This window comes from Thalassospira profundimaris, from assembly GCF_003326795.1.
GTDB lineage: Bacteria > Pseudomonadota > Alphaproteobacteria > Rhodospirillales > Thalassospiraceae > Thalassospira > Thalassospira profundimaris_C.
Map to the genome: position 1 here is coordinate 1 of NZ_JPWI01000011.1, position 16271 is coordinate 16271.

Below are 16271 nucleotides of genomic sequence, written 5' to 3' on the forward strand. Positions count from 1 at the left end.
GTGCTCTACCAGGCTGAGCTACGCTCCGTCATTCTGCGAAGCCGGGTGATACTGGTTTCTGGAAGATGAAGCAAGATATTTTTGCGTCAAACCCGAACGACCCCGGCATGCAATATGGGTATGGCCCTTAATAAGGGCGGGAAATACAGAATTCCACAGCTTCGATCATGGCATCCTTGATGGCGCCATCTTCAAAGCGTGACAGTGTTTCAATCGCCATCTGACCATATTCGCGGGCGCGATCCATTGATGCGTCCAGTGCATCATATTTGCGGATCAGGGTCTGGGCGCGGTCGAGATCACCCTCCTCGAAATTCTGGTCTTCCATGCAGCGACGCCAGAATGCTTTTTCTTCGTCGTCACCCTTGGCATAGGAAATGATCACCGGCAGTGTTACCTTGCCGTCGCGGAAATCATCGCCAACGGTTTTGCCAAGCGTTGCCTGATGGGCTGAATAATCAAGGACATCGTCGATCAGCTGGAAGGCAGTACCAAGATAGATGCCATACAGACGAAGGGCCTCCTCGTCCTCGGCCGAACGGTTGGCAATCACGGCACCAATCTGGGACGCGGCACCAAAGAGGGCAGCCGTCTTGGCGGTAATGACCTCAAGATAGGCTTCTTCGGACGTGCTCATGTCATTGGCGGTCGACAGCTGAAGAACTTCGCCCTCGGCAATGACGGCGGATGCCTGAGCCAGAATATCCAGAACGCGTAGCGATCCGGTTTTGACCATGACGACAAAGGCGCGCGCAAACAGGAAGTCACCGACCAGAACGCTTGCTTCGTTTCCAAACAGGGCATTTGCCGATGCCTGACCACGGCGCAGCTGGCTTTCATCGACCACGTCATCATGCAGAAGGGTTGCAGTGTGAATGAATTCAACGCAAGCCGCCAGATCAACCGCATCGGGACCGTCGCCATAGCCGCAAAGGCGGGCAGAAGCCAATGTAAGCATCGGGCGCATGCGTTTGCCGCCTGCTGCGACAAGATGTGTAGCCAATTGCGGAATCAGGGCGACTTCGCTGTGCATATTGTCGATGATCACCTGATTGACGCGTTTCATATCGGCGTCAACAAGATTGACCAGTGAATCAAGGCTCGGCTGAGTCTTAGGCTGCGGTGCGGTATTGGTCACGCTGTATTCCGACTTTTTCAATGGCATCTTCGCTGCCTGAATTCGGCGAAGATCGCAAATAACACCAGGCGGCCTCAACATAGATAGGCCAAGGCATCATGGTCAAGTGGACAAATGTCATCAGGGCATGCATGAATCTTGCGATAAATTGCGGTTTTGTCGGTAGAATTTTGAAAACCCTGTCTGCAAACCCCTACATTATATTACATATCGTCAGTTCTTGTGAGCCCGATCCAAAGGTGTAGGGGCGCCGGAGCTGCAAACTTTCAGGGGAAAAGCATATGATCGAACTCTTTCGCAGCAATGATCCGATCGAACTGAGCTGGGCCCAGTCGGTCTTGGCGGACGAAGGAATCACCAGTCATATTTTTGATTATCACTCCAGCATCCTTGAAGGATCGATCGGCGCACTTTCCCGTCGCCTGATGGTCGATAACGAAGAAGAAAGCCGGGCGAAATACATTCTCGATATTGCCAGACGCGATCTGGATGCCCATAACGCTGCCAATGATTCATCGCGTGACGCGATGGCACAGGAATAACCCGACATTCAGGACCATTGACCGGATGGCAAGTGCAGTTGCAACCATAGAAGTTCCCGACTTCCCCGAAGCCCGGATAAGCCACGATTATCTGTTGGGCGGGTCGGTGACGTTGAAACAGCCTGTTGACGGTTACCGCGCTGCCGTTGATGCGGTGTTGCTGGCAGCTGCTGTGTCGGTCAATTCCCATCGTGATGAGAAAATTCTCGATGTTGGTGCAGCTGTCGGATCGGCCGGGCTTTGTGTTGCCAAGCGTCTTGAAAACGCAAAGGTCACCGGGGTTGAACTGCAAGACGATCTCTATGCGCTGTTTTGTCGCAACGTGATGGAAAACGGTTTGGCTGATCGGGTGACTCCGATCCACGGTGATATCAATAACGCAAGTCTGCCACTGGTTGCTGAAAGCTTTGATCAGGTCATTTCCAATCCGCCCTATTACGCCGGGGGTACGCGTCCGGCCAATGAAAGCCGTGCCACGGCCCATCAGGAAGGCAGTGCGGATCTGAAAAACTGGATCGGGTTCTGTTTGAAGATGGTGCGTCAAAAGGGGCGCATTACCCTTGTTCACCGTGCAGATCATCTTGACCGGATTATCGGGCTTTTGCACGGGCGGGCCGGGGACATGACAGTTTATCCGATTTGGAGCAAGGCTGATGCGGACGCACCGCTGCGTGTGATTGTTCAAGCCAGAAAAGGTGTTGCATCACCGCTGACCTTGCGTCGCGGACTTGTTCTTCATGATGCTGCGGGCACCTATTTGCCGCAAACCGATGAACTTTTGCGCAATCCCTTACCATTGCCCGGTTTCTAATTTGTGCATATTTGCATATAAGTGCGACATGGCTGCGGTCTTTGCCGCAGAAATCATGGTGCTTTGGGATCGGACATGCTGAGCTTTTCGAAAATCATTTTTACGGCCTTGGTCATCGTTGTCGTCTGGCAAGGCTTCAAGCTGTTTAACCGTGCCAAGCAGGTTTCCAGAAATGAGCAGCCCAAGCAAACCCGCCACCATAAAAAAGAACAATCGGGTTCTGTCGCCCAGGAAATGGAAAAGTGCCCCGATTGCGGCGTTTACCATGCCGAAGGCAGCGCGCATCGTTGCGATGCCTGATTTCTGCTTTTTTCCCAAGTTATCCGGAAAAAACCCGTTTGATCGGGATGTGTAAGACTTTGGGTGAAACTGCCCTGATTTTGCTTGGAATTCCCGCTCTGATCGCCGATCTATATTGCTGCGATGCGGTATGAGACGGTGGGCGGGGATGCAAGGGTTGCAAATTCAGCGTGTCTCAGGGCTTTTGCGTTCTTGACCGCGAGGGGGCAGGGCGGTAGCTTGCCGCTCTAAATTTATAGACAACAGTAATAGAGAGTTCGCGCCATGGCGCTCGACGGGTCGCAACGTCCCCCTTCATTCCAGGAAATCATTCTTCGACTGCAAAGCTATTGGGCTGATCAGGGTTGTGTCATCCTGCAGCCATATGACTTGGAAGTCGGTGCCGGTACCTTCCATACCGCGACAACCTTGCGCGCGCTTGGTCCGGAAATCTGGAATGTGGCCTATGTGCAGCCCTGCCGTCGCCCGACCGATGGTCGTTACGGCGAGAACCCGAACCGTTTGCAGCATTATTACCAGTTCCAGGTTCTGATGAAGCCGTCACCGGCCAATTCGCAGGATCTGTATCTTGGGTCGCTGAAACATCTGGGTATTGACCCGATGGCCCATGATATCCGCTTTGTCGAAGATGACTGGGAAAGCCCGACCCTTGGTGCATGGGGCCTTGGCTGGGAAGTCTGGCTCGACGGGATGGAAGTCACCCAGTTCACCTACTTCCAGCAGGTCGGCGGTTATGAATGTAACCCGGTCCCGGTCGAGCTGACCTATGGTCTGGAACGTCTGGCGATGTATATCCAGGGCGTGGAAAACGTTTATGACCTTGATTACAATGGTCAGGGCGTGACCTATGGCGAAGTGTTCCTTCAGAACGAAGTTGAACAATCGACCTATAACTTTGAAGTCGCGAACACCGATATGCTGTTCGCTCACTTCAAGGATGCACAGGCCGAGTGTGCGGTGAATATCGAACGCGGTCTGGCACTTCCTGCCTATGAGCAGGCCATGAAAGCAAGCCATCTCTTTAACCTTCTTGATGCGCGCGGCGTAATTTCGGTTACCGAACGTGCGGCCTATATCGGTCGTGTTCGTGACATGTCGAAATCCTGCTGCGAAGCGTGGCTGCGGTCGCGCGGCCATCTGAAAGAGGAGGCATAAGTTATGGCCGAGTTGCTGCTTGAACTGTTTTCCGAAGAAATTCCTGCCCGTATGCAGGCCCGTGCCGCTGAAGACCTGTCGAAACTGGTGACCGATGGCCTGAAGGCCGCTGATCTTGCCTTTGACAAGGTCGAAGCACTGGTAACCCCGCGCCGTTTGGCTCTGATCATTGACGGTCTTCCGGAAAAACAGCCTGACCTGCGCGAAGAACGCCGCGGTCCGCGTGCTGACGCTCCGGAAAAAGCCATTAGCGGCTTCCTTGCCGGAAATGGTGTGACCCTTGATCAATGTGAAAAGCGCGAAACCCCCAAGGGTGTTTTCCTCTTCGCCATTGTCGAGCAGAAAGGTCGCCCCGCATCCGACGTCCTGAAGGACATCATCGAAGATGCGATGAACAAACTGCCGTGGCCGAAATCCATGCGCTGGGCCGATCACAAGGTACGCTGGGTCCGTCAGCTTGACCGTATCCTGTGCCTGTTTGACGGCAAGGTGATCCCGGTATCCTATGGCCCGGTAACGGCTGGTGACAGCACTCGTGGTCATCGCTTCCTTGCACCGGCTGAATTCAGCGTTGCCAATGGCGCGGACTACAAGGAAAAACTGCGCGCCGCCAAGGTCATGCTTGACCGTGAAGAGCGCAAGCAGGTCATTCTTGATGGTGCCAGGAAACTGGCCGCCGCAGAAGGGTTCACGCTTCTGGAAGATAACGGTCTTCTCGAAGAGGTGTGTGGTCTGGTTGAGTGGCCGGTGCCGGTTATGGGCAAGGTTGATGACCAGTTCATGGATATCCCGCGCGAAGTTCTTGAAACCTCGATGCGTGAACATCAGAAATATTTCGTTGTTGAAGACAAGGACGGCAAGCTTGCCGCGCGCTTCATCACCATTTCGAACATGGTAACTGCTGACAACAACGCCAAGATCATTGCTGGTAACGAGCGTGTTCTGCGTGCGCGTCTGCATGATGCCAAGTTCTTCTGGGATCAGGATCGGAAAGTGACGCTGCAATCGCGTCTGCCGAAACTTGATAACATCGTCTTCCACGCCAAGCTTGGGTCGCTTGCAGAACGTGTTCTGCGTCTTCGTGGCCTTGCGCGTGAACTGTCTGCCGACATTCCCAATTGCAATGTCAAACTGGCAGACCGTGCGGCCGAGATCGGCAAGGCCGACCTAGTGTCGCAGATGGTGTTCGAATTCACTGAACTTCAGGGACTGATGGGTAAATACTACGCCGAGAATGATGGCGAAGCCCCGGAAGTCGCCAATGCCATTGCTGAACATTATGCACCTGCCGGTCCGTCGGATAGCTGTCCGACTGCCCCGGTTTCTGTTGCTGTTGCACTGGCAGAGAAGCTCGACACCCTTGCCGGGTTCTTTACCATCGACGAAAAACCGACCGGTTCAAAAGACCCGTTCGCGCTGCGTCGTGCGGCACTGGGCGTCATCCGTCTGGTTCTGGAAAACGGGTTGCGTATGCCGCTGCGTCGCGCATTCGCATTCGCGGTTTCCCAGTACCCGGCAGCCATTCGTCGTGACGAGGCGGTCGAAGACCTTCTGGCCTTCTTTGCTGACCGCCTGAAAGTCCATCTGCGTGAACAGGGGGTGCGCCATGATCTGGTGTCTGCTGTGTTCGCGCTGGATGGCGAGGACGATCTTGTCCGCCTGCTGGCCCGTGTTGAAGCGCTTTCCGATTTTGTCTCTGGTGAAAGCGGCGTCAACCTTATGGCCGGCTACAAGCGTGCGTCCAATATTCTGCGCATCGAAGAGAAAAAGGACGATATGTCCTATGACGCGGATGTTTCCGCATCTCTTCTGCGCGAGGAAGAAGAACGCAAGCTGTATGAGGCGCTCATTGATGTCCGGCATAAGGCCCTGCCACTTCTGCGTGACGAGGATTATGCCGCGGCTATGACCGAATTTGCGCGGTTGCGTGAACCGGTCGATGCATTCTTCGAAAAGGTCACGGTAAATAGTGACAATGCAGACGAACGTGCCAACCGTCTCAAGCTGTTGGCACAAATTCGCACTGCGTTGCATGACATTGCCGACTTCTCGAAGATCGAGTCATAAATAGGTCAAGGTTGCGGGGCTTTCCCCATCCGGGGAGGCCCAAAGGGGCCTTGACCAGATGAGGAAAAGGCAAGATGACCAAATGGGTGTACGGTTTCGGTGGCGGTAGCGCCGAAGGCCGTTCGGATATGCGTGAACTTCTGGGTGGCAAGGGCGCGAACCTTGCCGAGATGAGCAATCTCGGACTTCCTGTTCCGCCCGGCTTTACCATTACAACCGAAGTTTGCACGGCGTTTTATGACAATGACCGTGCTTACCCGGCTGGTCTGGATTCCGAAGTTGAAAACGCGCTCGGCGCTGTTGAAAAGCTGGTCGGGCGCAAGTTTGGTGACGCGAAGGACCCGCTTCTTGTTTCGGTTCGCTCCGGTGCCCGTGCCTCGATGCCGGGCATGATGGACACGGTCCTTAACCTTGGTCTGAATGATGAAACGGTCGAAGGACTTGCAAAGGTTTCCGGTGATCGTCGTTTTGCCTATGACAGCTACCGCCGTTTCATCCAGATGTATGGCGATGTTGTTCTGGGTGTTGACCATTACCATTTCGAAGAAATCCTTGAGATGCACAAGGAAGACAAGGGCTATTCCCTTGATACCGAAATGGGTGCCGATGACTGGGCCGAAGTCGTTGGGCAATTCAAAAAGAAAGTCCAGAGCGAGCTTGATGCACCCTTCCCGCAGGACCCGCGCGAACAGCTATGGGGCGCGATCGGGGCTGTATTTGGCAGCTGGATGAATGCGCGTGCCAACACCTATCGTCGCTTGCACAATATCCCGGCAAGCTGGGGAACGGCAGTCAACGTTCAGGCCATGGTGTTTGGCAATATGGGCGATGATTGCGCGACCGGTGTTTGTTTCTCGCGCAACCCGTCGACCGGTGAAAACCGCTTCTACGGTGAATATCTGATCAATGCACAGGGCGAAGATGTGGTTGCGGGCATCCGTACCCCGGCGCCGCTGACCAAGATTGAACGCGAAGAATCCGGTTCTGATCTGACGTCGATGGAAGAAGCCCTTCCGGGTGTCTTTGGCGAGCTTTGCGATATCCGTGACAAGCTTGAATCCCATTACCGCGACATGCAGGACATGGAATTCACCGTTGAATCGGGCAAACTATACATGCTTCAGACCCGTGCGGGTAAACGTACGGCCAAGGCTGCCCTTCGCATCGCGGTTGAAATGTGCCGTGACGGTGTGATTTCGCAGGAAGATGCGTTGCGTCGTGTCGATCCGGCACAGCTTGATCAGTTGCTTCACCCGACCCTTGATCCGGATGCCGAACGCAAGGTCGTTGGCATGGGCCTTCCGGCATCGCCGGGCGCAGCATCAGGTCAGATTGTGTTTTCGGCCGAGTCCGCCGAAGAATGGGTTTCAAACAAGGGCCGCAAGGTCATTCTGGTGCGTATTGAAACCAGCCCCGAAGATATCGCTGGCATGCATGCTGCCGAAGGTATTCTGACATCTCGCGGAGGCATGACCAGTCACGCCGCCGTGGTGGCACGTGGTATGGGGACGCCTTGCGTTTGTGGTGCTGGTGCAGTCAAGATCGACTATGCCAACAAGACGATGATTTCCGGCGGCGTAACCCTGAAAGAGGGGGATGTCATCACCCTTGATGGCAGTACCGGCGAAGTCATGCTGGGCGAGGTCGCCACCCTTAAGCCCGATCTGTCTGGTGATTTTTCCCAGCTGATGGAATGGGCCGATGGTGTGCGTCGTCTGAAAGTTCGCACCAATGCTGAAACACCTGATGACGCCGAAACCGCACGCGGTTTCGGGGCCGAGGGTATTGGTCTTTGCCGTACCGAGCACATGTTCTTTGACCCGGCACGTATCATTTCCATGCGCGAGATGATCTTGGCCGAAACCGAGCAGGGGCGTCGTACTGCGCTCGATAAGCTTCTGCCTTATCAGCGTCAGGACTTTATTGATCTGTTCCGGATCATGAAGGGTCTTCCCGTGACGATCCGTCTGCTCGATCCGCCGCTTCATGAATTCCTGCCCCATGGTGATGCCGAAATCGCCGAGGTGGCAAATGCAGCCGGTGTGTCCGAGGCGGTGGTAAAACGCCGTCTGCTTGATCTTGCCGAAGCCAACCCGATGCTGGGTCATCGCGGGTGCCGTCTTGGTATCAGCTATCCTGAAATCTATGAAATGCAGGCGCGCGCGATCTTTGAAGCAGCGATCGAAGTTTCAAGGGATGGCGGAGATCCGGTGATCCCGGAAATCATGATTCCGCTGATTGTCGGCAAGAAGGAACTTGAGATCCTCAAAGCCGCGATCATCAAGGTTGCTGCTGATGTCGAGACGGAGAAATCAGCCAAGCTGAACTTCCTTGTCGGCACGATGATTGAATTGCCGCGTGCGGCCCTGCGTGCGGGCGAGATTGCCGAAGAAGCCGAATTCTTCAGCTTCGGGACCAATGACCTCACCCAGACCACCTTTGGTCTGTCGCGTGATGATGCGTCGCGTTTCCTTGATACCTATATTGCCAAGGACATCTTCGCAGGTGACCCGTTTGTATCCCTTGATCAGGACGGAGTTGGTGAACTTGTTTCACTGGCCGCCGAGCGCGGTCGCGCAACCCGCAAGGACATCAAGCTTGGCATCTGTGGGGAGCATGGTGGCGATCCGGCATCCATTGCCTTCTGCGAGGCACAGGGACTGGATTATGTTTCCTGTTCCCCTTACCGCGTGCCCATCGCACGTCTGGCTGCTGCGCAGGCGGCCCTTGCGCGCAAGTAAGATCGTTACAGGTAAATTCCGACGGCGGCAGGGAAACTTGCCGCCGTTATTTTTTTCCGATTTCAGAATTCGGATCATTGCGCTGCGCGATATGCTTCATCACCAGCATCCCGCTGACCGACAGACCGAGTAATAACAGGACGATCCCACCGATCTTGAACATCTTTTCATACAGGATGGCACGGCGGAATTCGGCTTCTTGAAGATCGGTCATATGCGCAATGACTTCATCAAGGTGATCGCGATAGCGTTCTTCGGGCTTGAGCGTGCTTTCATAGCGCACCGCGCGAAGCAGCATATTGACGCGTTCAACTGCATCGAAATAGTTCTCTTCGGTCATGCGCGCTTGCGCAAGCGTTGGACTAAGGCTTGGCTTTTCGCCAGCGCCCAGAAAATGTCCCGGATAATCTCTCAGATCAGGCCATTCATTTTCAATACAGTCGCTTACCGAGGTCACGATCGAGCCACAGGGTACTATTTTCTGCGGATAGAAGCGTAACAATACGCCCTGTGCCATTTGCTTGATCTCGTTACCTTTACGGTTATAGACCTGCGTAATGGTTGCCAGTTCGGCACTGGTATCTGCGATCGACATGTCCGAAACCGGTTTGTCGCTGATACCGGGTGGTTTTTGCTTGGCAGAAATTGGCTGCGGGGATGCTACGATGACGCAGAATGCTGCGAACATCGTGATCACGTAGGGCGCGGCATGGCGCAGTTTCATTGTAAATACCTGTTTCATTCTGATCTTAACATAAGGGGGATCTACCCTTTCGAACAGGCCCGAATGTGAAACGGGCCCCGAAATTCGGGACCCGTGGCAAAGATATTCTGTCTGGCTAAAGTCAGGTTCGCCAAAGCATTGTTATGCGGCGGTTTCCGGCAACTGGACCCAGTCAGGCACGGAAACCGTGATTTTGGCATCGCCTGCATGCAGTTGGGCATCATCGCCAACCCGTTCAAGGCGGATCAGCGCAAGCCCGACATTGCCATGCACGGAACGAATGGTTCCGGCTTCCTTGTCGCCATTCATGATGATGGTGCCTGCGTCGGGGCTCGGGCCATCAATCGTGATCGGCAATAGACGTTTGCGCACAAGACCGCGATATTTGGTGCGCGCGGTCAGTTCCTGCCCCATATAGCAGCCCTTTTTGAAATCGACGCCGCCAAGCTCCTCAAAACCGTTTTCAAGCAGGATCGATTTCTCGATTTCCAGATCATCGCTGCCATTGGGGACGCCAAGGGATACGCGCATCTTGTGGTAAGCTTCGATGGTGCTTTCAGTCGCGCCGATTGCCGCCATTTCAGCAAGTTCGTTCTTGGGAAGCAGGATGCGTGCACCCAGTGCAGTCAGGCGCGGGTCTACGACCTTGATACCATCGGCAATGCGTCCAGTGGTACCGGCTGTTGTGTCGGTAAACAGGTTGGTCAGCGCATCCTTGCCAAATACGGCAATGACGTCATAGCTGTCGGTAACGTCGGTCAGTTCGGCTTTGGCGCGTAATTTATACATGCGCAGTTTTTTGAACAGTTCAGCCGCACGTTCGCCATTTTCACCGCGTTCACATTCAATCAGCAGGCTGTCCTCATCCTGTTGATAGACAAAGAAATCAAACAGGAATTTGCCCTGCGGTGTCAGTAGGGCACCATAGCCCGATCTGGTTGCCGAGATGTTTTCGATGTTGTTTGATACCAGTCCTTGCAAAAAGCTTACGCGATCTGGCCCGCTGACGCGGATGACGGCGCGATCCGTCAGGATGGCGTAGAAAGACTCACTCATAATTTATCGGCTCCGATCTGTCGGATTTGTTTGGGCGAAATGTGGGGCAATCGCGCAAATTTCGCAAGGCCTGTCTCAGGGATAAAGCCATATCCATATGCAAGAAAACCCTTCATAAAACGCCTCCGAGCAGCTAGAACCAAACTTATGAAAATCTTGATGCTTGAACAGTCAATCGGCTTTGATCCAAAGGATCGTGAAGCCCGCCCGCTGGGGACTTGCCAACGCGCCTTCATCGCATTGGCCGAGGCCCTTGTTGCCCGTGGTCACAAGGTCGAAGCGCGCCGCAATGGCGGGATCGACAAGGATGCAAGCGGTGTAGCATGGCGACAACTTGATGCCGAATTGCCGCCATTTGGTGGCGATGCGGTCGATACCGTTATTGTCTGGCGCGAGCCTGCCTTGCTCAGCCATCCCTCGGTTCCGGCTGGTGCAACGATTGTTCTATGGTTCGATGGGGATCCTGGGCGACTGAATGCGGATGAAGTGCGTCTGGTTCTTCAGGAAAAGAAAGTCCAGGTCATCTTCTGCGACGATGCACAGGCCAAGGCTTTTGATGCAGAACTCGCCAAAAAGCCGATTGTGGTCAAGCCTGGGGCGACATCGGCCTTTACCATGGCATCAAACATGCACTGGGCGTTTGAATCGCGTGACGAGCTTGCGGTAACGGTGGCGAACACCAAAACCGGTATCGCCCAGATCATTCGTATCTGGGATGCCTATGTCGCGCCAAAGGCACCCAAGGCGATCCTTGAAGTCTATGCCTATGATCTGTTTAGCGCCATGGCTGGCGAGAATGATGATGTTTCTGAAGACATTATTGATCTTGTCCGCGGCGCGATTGACAAGGGGGTTCGGGTTCTTCATCCCAAGCCCGAAGCCGATATGGCCGAGACTGTCGCCAATGCGCGTGTTTTCCTTCATCACGGGAAATACGGCACGGATCATGTCGGCCAATGGATTGTTGATGCACTTGGTGCTGCAACGCCGGTGGTATCCTATGGCGGGATTGCCAGGAACCGGATCGAAGATGGAAAGACCGGTTATATTGTTCCCGATGAATCGGCTTATGGCAATATCACCACACAGCTTCTGACAGATCGTTCGTTCTTTGCCAGCCAGTCCGAGGCGGCCCGCAATGATCGCCGGGAATGGATCCATGTTGCAGGCGAGCTGGAGAAACTTTAAACCGTGCGCCTTCTGTTCATTACATCGAACCGTTTGGGGGACGCTGTCCTTTCAACGTCGGTCCTGCGCCATTATGTCGAAACATATCCGGGCGTCCGGGTAACCGTTGCTTGCGGGCCGGTTGCCGCCCCGATTTTTCAGGCCGTCCCGAACCTTGATCGCATCATTGAGATGCCCAAGCAAAAGCGCGGAGGGCATTGGTGGAAGCTTTGGAAATCGGTTGTTCTGAACTGGTGGGATGTGATTGTTGACCTGCGCGGCAGTGCCACGGCCTATGTTCTTCCGGGCAGCAAACGGGTGGTGCTCAAAGGCAATGACGACAGCCTCCATCGCGTGGAACAGCTTGGTGAGCTTCTCAATGTGTCGCCTCCCCCTTTTCCAAAGGTCTGGATTGATGAGGCAAGCCGCGAACGCGCAAATGCGCTTTTGCCACAAACGGAAAGACCGTTGCTGGTTGTAGGGCCGACGTCAAACTGGGTAGGCAAGACCTGGCATCCGGAACGGTTTGTCGAAGCCATTTCGACCCTGACGGCCAAGGGGGGCGTGCTTGATGGCGCGCATGTTCTGATTGTGGGAGCGCCTAACGAACGTGATATGGCTGAAGATGTCATCAACTCCGTACCCGAAGACCGGCGATCTGAAATCTTTGGCACGGAAAGCCTGTTGACTGTTATGGCCTGTCTGGAACGTGCGGACTTGTATATCGGTAATGATTCCGGCTTGATGCATATGGCAGCAGCGTCCGGGTGTCCGACACTTGGCCTGTTTGGTCCGTCGCGTGATGAACATTATCGACCATATGCCAAATGGGGCCGTGCGATCAGAACTGACTGGTCTTTCGACAAGATCATCGAAAATCGCACCAGCCGCTTCTCGCAGGAAAACCTGATGGAAACATTGCCGGTCGAAAAAGTTGTCAAAGCGGCAGCAGAGCTGGTTTCCGAATATCGCCTTTCAGGAAAAAATCATGACTGATGCCATGCCCCGTATTTCTGTTGTTCTGTGTGCCCACAACGAGGAAAAGCGTCTGGCAGCGTGCCTGGAGAAGGTCACCTTTGCCGACGAGATCGTTGTCGTTTGCGATAAATGTACCGACCGAACCGAAGATATAGCCAGGGAGTTTGGTGCCAAAACCGTTGTTGGCAGCTGGGATATCGAGGGACATCGTCGTAACAAGGCAATTGAAGAGGCAACTGGCGACTGGATTTTCGAACTTGATGCCGATGAACATGTGAATGACGAACTCGCCCTTTCAATTCGGGAGGCAGTTAATAGTGGAGCATATGATCGCTATCTGATCCCGGTGGATAATTACGTTGGCAAGCGACTGGTACGCTATGGATGGGGTGCCTCCTTTGGAACCTCGGCGGTATGGCGCTTGTTCCGCAAGGGGTACAAGGTTTGGGGTGACCAGAGGGTTCATCCTGCAATCAACATGACAGGACGTCAGGGGCCTAAGCTTAGCGGTGCGCTGGTCCATTTTGTTGATCGCAATATCTCGGACATGATCCGTCGTCTTGACAGTTACACCAGTGCACGGGCTGCGGATTTGCGGGCAAGTGGAAACATCGGCACATTCCGGCACAATTTCCGGCGTATTTTTTCGCGCTTCTGGCGCTGTTTTGTCTCGCGCAAGGGATATAGGGAAGGCGGGATGGGATTCCTGATTGCACTTCTGGCGGCGTTGTTCCCGATGATTTCCTATCTCAAAGCCCGCTACGATGAAGAATAAGCAGGTTCAGTTGGAGACCAGTGCATGACCATGTTGCTGCAAACCATGGCGGGCAGTCCGTTCGGCGGTGCTGAGGAATTTTTTGTGCGACTGGCCTGCGGCTTTCAACGCGCGGGTGTCGACCAGCACTGTGTCGTCCGCCCCAATGAAGGGCGGAATCCGGTTCTGGCAGAAAATGGCGTATCATTTGATGAGTTGCCGTTCGGTGGAAGGTTCGATTTGCGCACGCCATGGGGCCTGCGTCAGCAGATCAGGAAACACAAGCCACACATCGTTCTGTCATGGATGAACCGTGCCAGCCGAATGACACCATCTGGTGACTTCACCAAGGTTGCGCGACTTGGCGGCTATTACAAACTCAAGAATTTCCGGGATTGTGATCATCTGATCGGCAATACCAAAGATATTTGCGACTATCTTGTGCGCGAAGGCTGGCCGTCTGATCGGACCCACTATTTGCCCAACTTTGTTGATGCAACACCGGGGATTGCCATTGATCGTTCGGAGTTCAACACCCCGAAAGATGCGCCGCTTGTTCTTGGATTGGGACGTCTGCATCAAAACAAAGGGTTTGATACCCTTATCCGTGCGATGGTCGATGTGCCGGATGCATATCTATGGATCGCGGGTGCAGGGGATCTAAAAGATGATCTGTTGAAATTGTCTGGCGAATGCGGCGTTGCAGATCGTGTGCGTTTGCTGGGGTGGCGGCGCGATGTGGCCAATCTGTTTGCCACATGTGATGTGTTCTGTGCGTCGTCGCGCCACGAACCTCTAGGCAACATGGTTATCGAAGCGTGGGCAAACGGAAAACCGGTGGTCGCACAGGCAAGTCAGGGGCCCGTTCAGTTGATTACACAGGGGGAGAGCGGTTTGCTTTCTCCGCTTGAAGATGTGTCGGCACTGGCCCGTGATCTTCGTACAGTTCTTGACGACAAGACACTTTCCGACACATTGTCAGCCAATGGTCGCGCCGCCTTTGAGGCGGATTTCACCGAAGATGTAGTGGTTGCCCGATACAAGACTTTCTTTGACGAGGTTGCGCGTTAATGTGCGGAATTGCCGGTTATATCGCCAAGGACAAGCAAACACTTGATCCCGAAATTCTGGATCGTCTGCGTGATGCGCTGGGCCATCGGGGCCCGGACGGTGACGGGCGTTATGTCAAAGGACCGGTCGGCTTCATACAGACGCGTCTTGCGATCATTGATCTCGATACCGGAGATCAGCCGCTATATCATGAGAACGGCAGTGTGCTGATCGCCAATGGCGAGATCTATAACTATATCGAACTTAGAAAAAGCCTCTGTGAAGCAAGCTTCAAGACGCGTTCTGACAGCGAAACGGCACTAAGAGTTTACGCACGGGATAATATCGGGGGTTTTGACCAGCTCCGTGGCATGTATGCCTTTGCGATTCATGATGTGATTGAAAATCAGGTTGTGCTGTGTCGTGATCCATTCGGGATCAAACAGCTTTACTATGTCGAAACCCCCGAATTCTTTGCCTTTGCATCCGAAGCGCAGGCACTGATTGCCGCCGGACTGGTTGCTCGCGAAGTCCGCGATGACGCCCGTGCCGAATTGTTGCAGGTTCAGTTTACAACCGGCAGTGACATGATCTTTGACGGGATCAAGCGTTTGCTTCCGGGTGAAACCATTGTCCTCAACAATGGACGGATTATTGATCGTCGTCGTCGTCAGGTTCTGGGAGACCGCGGTGCCGTTGGAACAAATCTCGACGCAGCACTGAGCGACTGGGACCGCGTTTTCGAAGAGTCAGTGCGATTGCATCAACGATCAGACGTTGACTATGCCATGTTCCTGTCCGGTGGTATTGATAGTGCGTCGTTGCTTGGCATGATGCATCGTCTGAATGAACGACCGGTAACGGCTTATACGGCGGCCTTTGAAGCATCCAGCGTCCATGACGAGCGAGACATTGCACGTGAGGTCGCCAAGGCGTGCAATGCCAATCATATTGAGGTCATGTTCTCTGAAAGTGATTTCTGGACGTTGTTGCCCGAAGTTGCTGCACGGATGGATGACCCGGTTGCCGATTATGCGATCCTTCCGACCTACAAGCTTGCCAGCGAAGCCGCGCGCGACTTCAAAGTCGTTTTGTGCGGTGAGGGCGGAGATGAACTGTTTGGTGGATATGGTCGATATCGTTCCGTAATGCGTCCATTGTTGCTGGGTGGGCGTGTGATGCGTTCCAAGGGAACCTTTGACAAGATTGATGTCCTTCGCCCCAGTGTTCTTGACGGTTGGCGCGACGGAATTGCCGCATCGGAAAGCCGAGAAAATCGTGGGAAACGCTCGCGCCTCGCCGTGGCACAGGCTGTGGATTGTTCGGATTGGCTACCAAATGATCTTCTGATCAAGCTTGACCGGATGTTGATGGCACATGGTCTTGAAGGGCGGACACCATTCCTGGACCCTGCCGTTGCCGATTTTGCCTATCAATTGCCCGATCGCCTCAAGGTCCGTAAAGGGGTTGGCAAGTTCCTGCTTCGGAGCTGGCTTGAGCGGTGTCTGCCAATGGCGCACCCGTTTGCGAAAAAACGCGGCTTTACTGTGCCGGTTGGCGAGTGGATTGCAAACAAGGGTAACCGTCTTGGCCCGTTAGTGGCTCATCAGGCCGGTGTACTTGAGATTGCTGATCCAGCCGCTGTTGAGAAACTGTTCACAACACCGGGCAAGAAAGAAGCTGCTGCTTGCTGGCATCTTCTGTTCTATGCGCTTTGGCATCAGACCAATGTGTTGGGGCATGCCCCGCAAAAGGACGTTTTTGAAACACTTGCCCCCTGAATGCAGG

The 16271-nt window shown here is 54.1% G+C and carries 14 protein-coding genes; 10 read left to right on the forward strand and 4 right to left on the reverse strand.

Features of this window, described 5'->3' with window-relative positions; all coding sequences use genetic code 11:
• Positions 1–127: 127 nt before the first annotated feature.
• Complete coding sequence (locus tag TH30_RS15755; RefSeq protein WP_114099059.1) at positions 128–1165, reverse strand: polyprenyl synthetase family protein; 1038 nt, start codon at positions 1163–1165, stop codon at positions 128–130.
• 254 nt (positions 1166–1419) lie between these two features.
• On the opposite strand from TH30_RS15755, the gene TH30_RS15760 reads away from it, so the two are divergent.
• Together TH30_RS15760 and TH30_RS15765 are read left to right on the forward strand one after the other, a co-directional pair.
• A complete protein-coding gene (locus tag TH30_RS15760; RefSeq protein WP_114099060.1) occupies positions 1420–1680 on the forward strand; it encodes a putative signal transducing protein in 261 nt (86 codons plus the stop codon).
• A gap of 25 nt (positions 1681–1705) precedes the next feature.
• Positions 1706–2491, forward strand: a complete 786-nt coding sequence (locus TH30_RS15765; protein ID WP_114099061.1) for a tRNA1(Val) (adenine(37)-N6)-methyltransferase — start codon at positions 1706–1708, stop codon at positions 2489–2491.
• Here the strand turns inward: TH30_RS15765 and TH30_RS22145 are convergent.
• Entirely contained in the window at positions 2471–2809 is a 339-nt protein-coding gene (locus TH30_RS22145; RefSeq protein WP_181850335.1) for a hypothetical protein, read from the reverse strand. The genes TH30_RS15765 and TH30_RS22145 overlap by 21 nt on opposite strands.
• Before the next feature lie 246 nt (positions 2810–3055).
• Here TH30_RS22145 and TH30_RS15775 point away from each other — a divergent pair, with 246 nt between their 5' ends.
• The 3 genes from TH30_RS15775 (at position 3056) to ppdK (ending at position 8754) form a co-directional block, all read left to right on the forward strand.
• A complete protein-coding gene (locus TH30_RS15775) occupies positions 3056–3946 on the forward strand; it encodes a glycine--tRNA ligase subunit alpha (RefSeq protein ID WP_114099063.1) in 891 nt (296 codons plus the stop codon).
• 3 nt (positions 3947–3949) lie between these two features.
• Positions 3950–6013, forward strand: a complete 2064-nt coding sequence (gene glyS, locus TH30_RS15780; protein ID WP_114099064.1) for a glycine--tRNA ligase subunit beta — start codon at positions 3950–3952, stop codon at positions 6011–6013.
• Positions 6014–6087: 74 nt separating this feature from the next.
• Positions 6088–8754, forward strand: coding sequence for a pyruvate, phosphate dikinase (gene ppdK, locus TH30_RS15785; protein ID WP_114099065.1), 2667 nt, complete (start codon positions 6088–6090; stop codon positions 8752–8754).
• 46 nt (positions 8755–8800) lie between these two features.
• On the opposite strand, the gene TH30_RS15790 is transcribed toward ppdK, so the two are convergent.
• Both TH30_RS15790 and ygfZ read right to left on the reverse strand, forming a co-directional pair.
• Positions 8801–9478 carry a hypothetical protein gene (locus TH30_RS15790; RefSeq protein ID WP_147252023.1) on the reverse strand — a complete coding sequence of 226 codons (678 nt, stop codon included), beginning with the start codon at positions 9476–9478 and terminating at the stop codon, positions 8801–8803.
• Positions 9479–9619: 141 nt separating this feature from the next.
• Positions 9620–10534 (reverse strand): CAF17-like 4Fe-4S cluster assembly/insertion protein YgfZ, encoded by a 915-nt coding sequence (gene ygfZ / locus TH30_RS15795; protein ID WP_114099067.1) that lies wholly within the window; start codon positions 10532–10534, stop codon positions 9620–9622.
• 159 nt (positions 10535–10693) lie between these two features.
• Here ygfZ and TH30_RS15800 point away from each other — a divergent pair, with 159 nt between their 5' ends.
• From TH30_RS15800 to asnB, 5 genes are read left to right on the forward strand one after another with little or no spacing between them, the layout of a single operon-like run.
• Positions 10694–11722: a glycosyltransferase gene (locus tag TH30_RS15800; protein WP_258548752.1), complete on the forward strand. Its 1029-nt coding sequence runs from the start codon at positions 10694–10696 to the stop codon at positions 11720–11722.
• Positions 11723–11725: 3 nt separating this feature from the next.
• Complete coding sequence (locus tag TH30_RS15805) at positions 11726–12697, forward strand: glycosyltransferase family 9 protein (protein ID WP_114099069.1); 972 nt, start codon at positions 11726–11728, stop codon at positions 12695–12697.
• On the forward strand, positions 12690–13454 hold the full coding sequence (locus TH30_RS15810; protein WP_258548753.1) for a glycosyltransferase family 2 protein: 765 nt from the start codon (positions 12690–12692) through the stop codon (positions 13452–13454). Before TH30_RS15805 ends, TH30_RS15810 begins: the two co-directional genes overlap by 8 nt.
• 24 nt (positions 13455–13478) lie before the next feature.
• On the forward strand, positions 13479–14504 hold the full coding sequence (locus TH30_RS15815; protein ID WP_114099070.1) for a glycosyltransferase: 1026 nt from the start codon (positions 13479–13481) through the stop codon (positions 14502–14504).
• The gene (gene asnB, locus TH30_RS15820) at positions 14504–16264 is read left to right on the forward strand and encodes an asparagine synthase (glutamine-hydrolyzing) (RefSeq protein ID WP_114099071.1); all 1761 of its coding nucleotides are present in this window, start codon (positions 14504–14506) and stop codon (positions 16262–16264) included. Before TH30_RS15815 ends, asnB begins: the two co-directional genes overlap by 1 nt.
• Positions 16265–16271: the final 7 nt, after the last annotated feature.

Excerpts from the sequence above, each read along its gene's own strand:
- TH30_RS15755 (WP_114099059.1), bottom strand. The coding sequence starts at position 1,165 with ATGCCATTGAAAAAGTCGGAATACAGCGTGACCAATACCGCACCGCAG.
- TH30_RS15760 (WP_114099060.1), top strand. The coding sequence starts at position 1,420 with ATGATCGAACTCTTTCGCAGCAATGATCCGATCGAACTGAGCTGGGCC.
- TH30_RS15765 (WP_114099061.1), top strand. The coding sequence starts at position 1,706 with ATGGCAAGTGCAGTTGCAACCATAGAAGTTCCCGACTTCCCCGAAGCC.
- TH30_RS15775 (WP_114099063.1), top strand. The coding sequence starts at position 3,056 with ATGGCGCTCGACGGGTCGCAACGTCCCCCTTCATTCCAGGAAATCATT.
- glyS (WP_114099064.1), top strand. The coding sequence starts at position 3,950 with ATGGCCGAGTTGCTGCTTGAACTGTTTTCCGAAGAAATTCCTGCCCGT.
- ppdK (WP_114099065.1), top strand. The coding sequence starts at position 6,088 with ATGACCAAATGGGTGTACGGTTTCGGTGGCGGTAGCGCCGAAGGCCGT.
- TH30_RS15790 (WP_147252023.1), bottom strand. The coding sequence starts at position 9,478 with ATGAAACTGCGCCATGCCGCGCCCTACGTGATCACGATGTTCGCAGCA.
- ygfZ (WP_114099067.1), bottom strand. The coding sequence starts at position 10,534 with ATGAGTGAGTCTTTCTACGCCATCCTGACGGATCGCGCCGTCATCCGC.
- TH30_RS15800 (WP_258548752.1), top strand. The coding sequence starts at position 10,694 with ATGCTTGAACAGTCAATCGGCTTTGATCCAAAGGATCGTGAAGCCCGC.
- TH30_RS15810 (WP_258548753.1), top strand. The coding sequence starts at position 12,690 with ATGACTGATGCCATGCCCCGTATTTCTGTTGTTCTGTGTGCCCACAAC.
- TH30_RS15815 (WP_114099070.1), top strand. The coding sequence starts at position 13,479 with ATGACCATGTTGCTGCAAACCATGGCGGGCAGTCCGTTCGGCGGTGCT.
- asnB (WP_114099071.1), top strand. The coding sequence starts at position 14,504 with ATGTGCGGAATTGCCGGTTATATCGCCAAGGACAAGCAAACACTTGAT.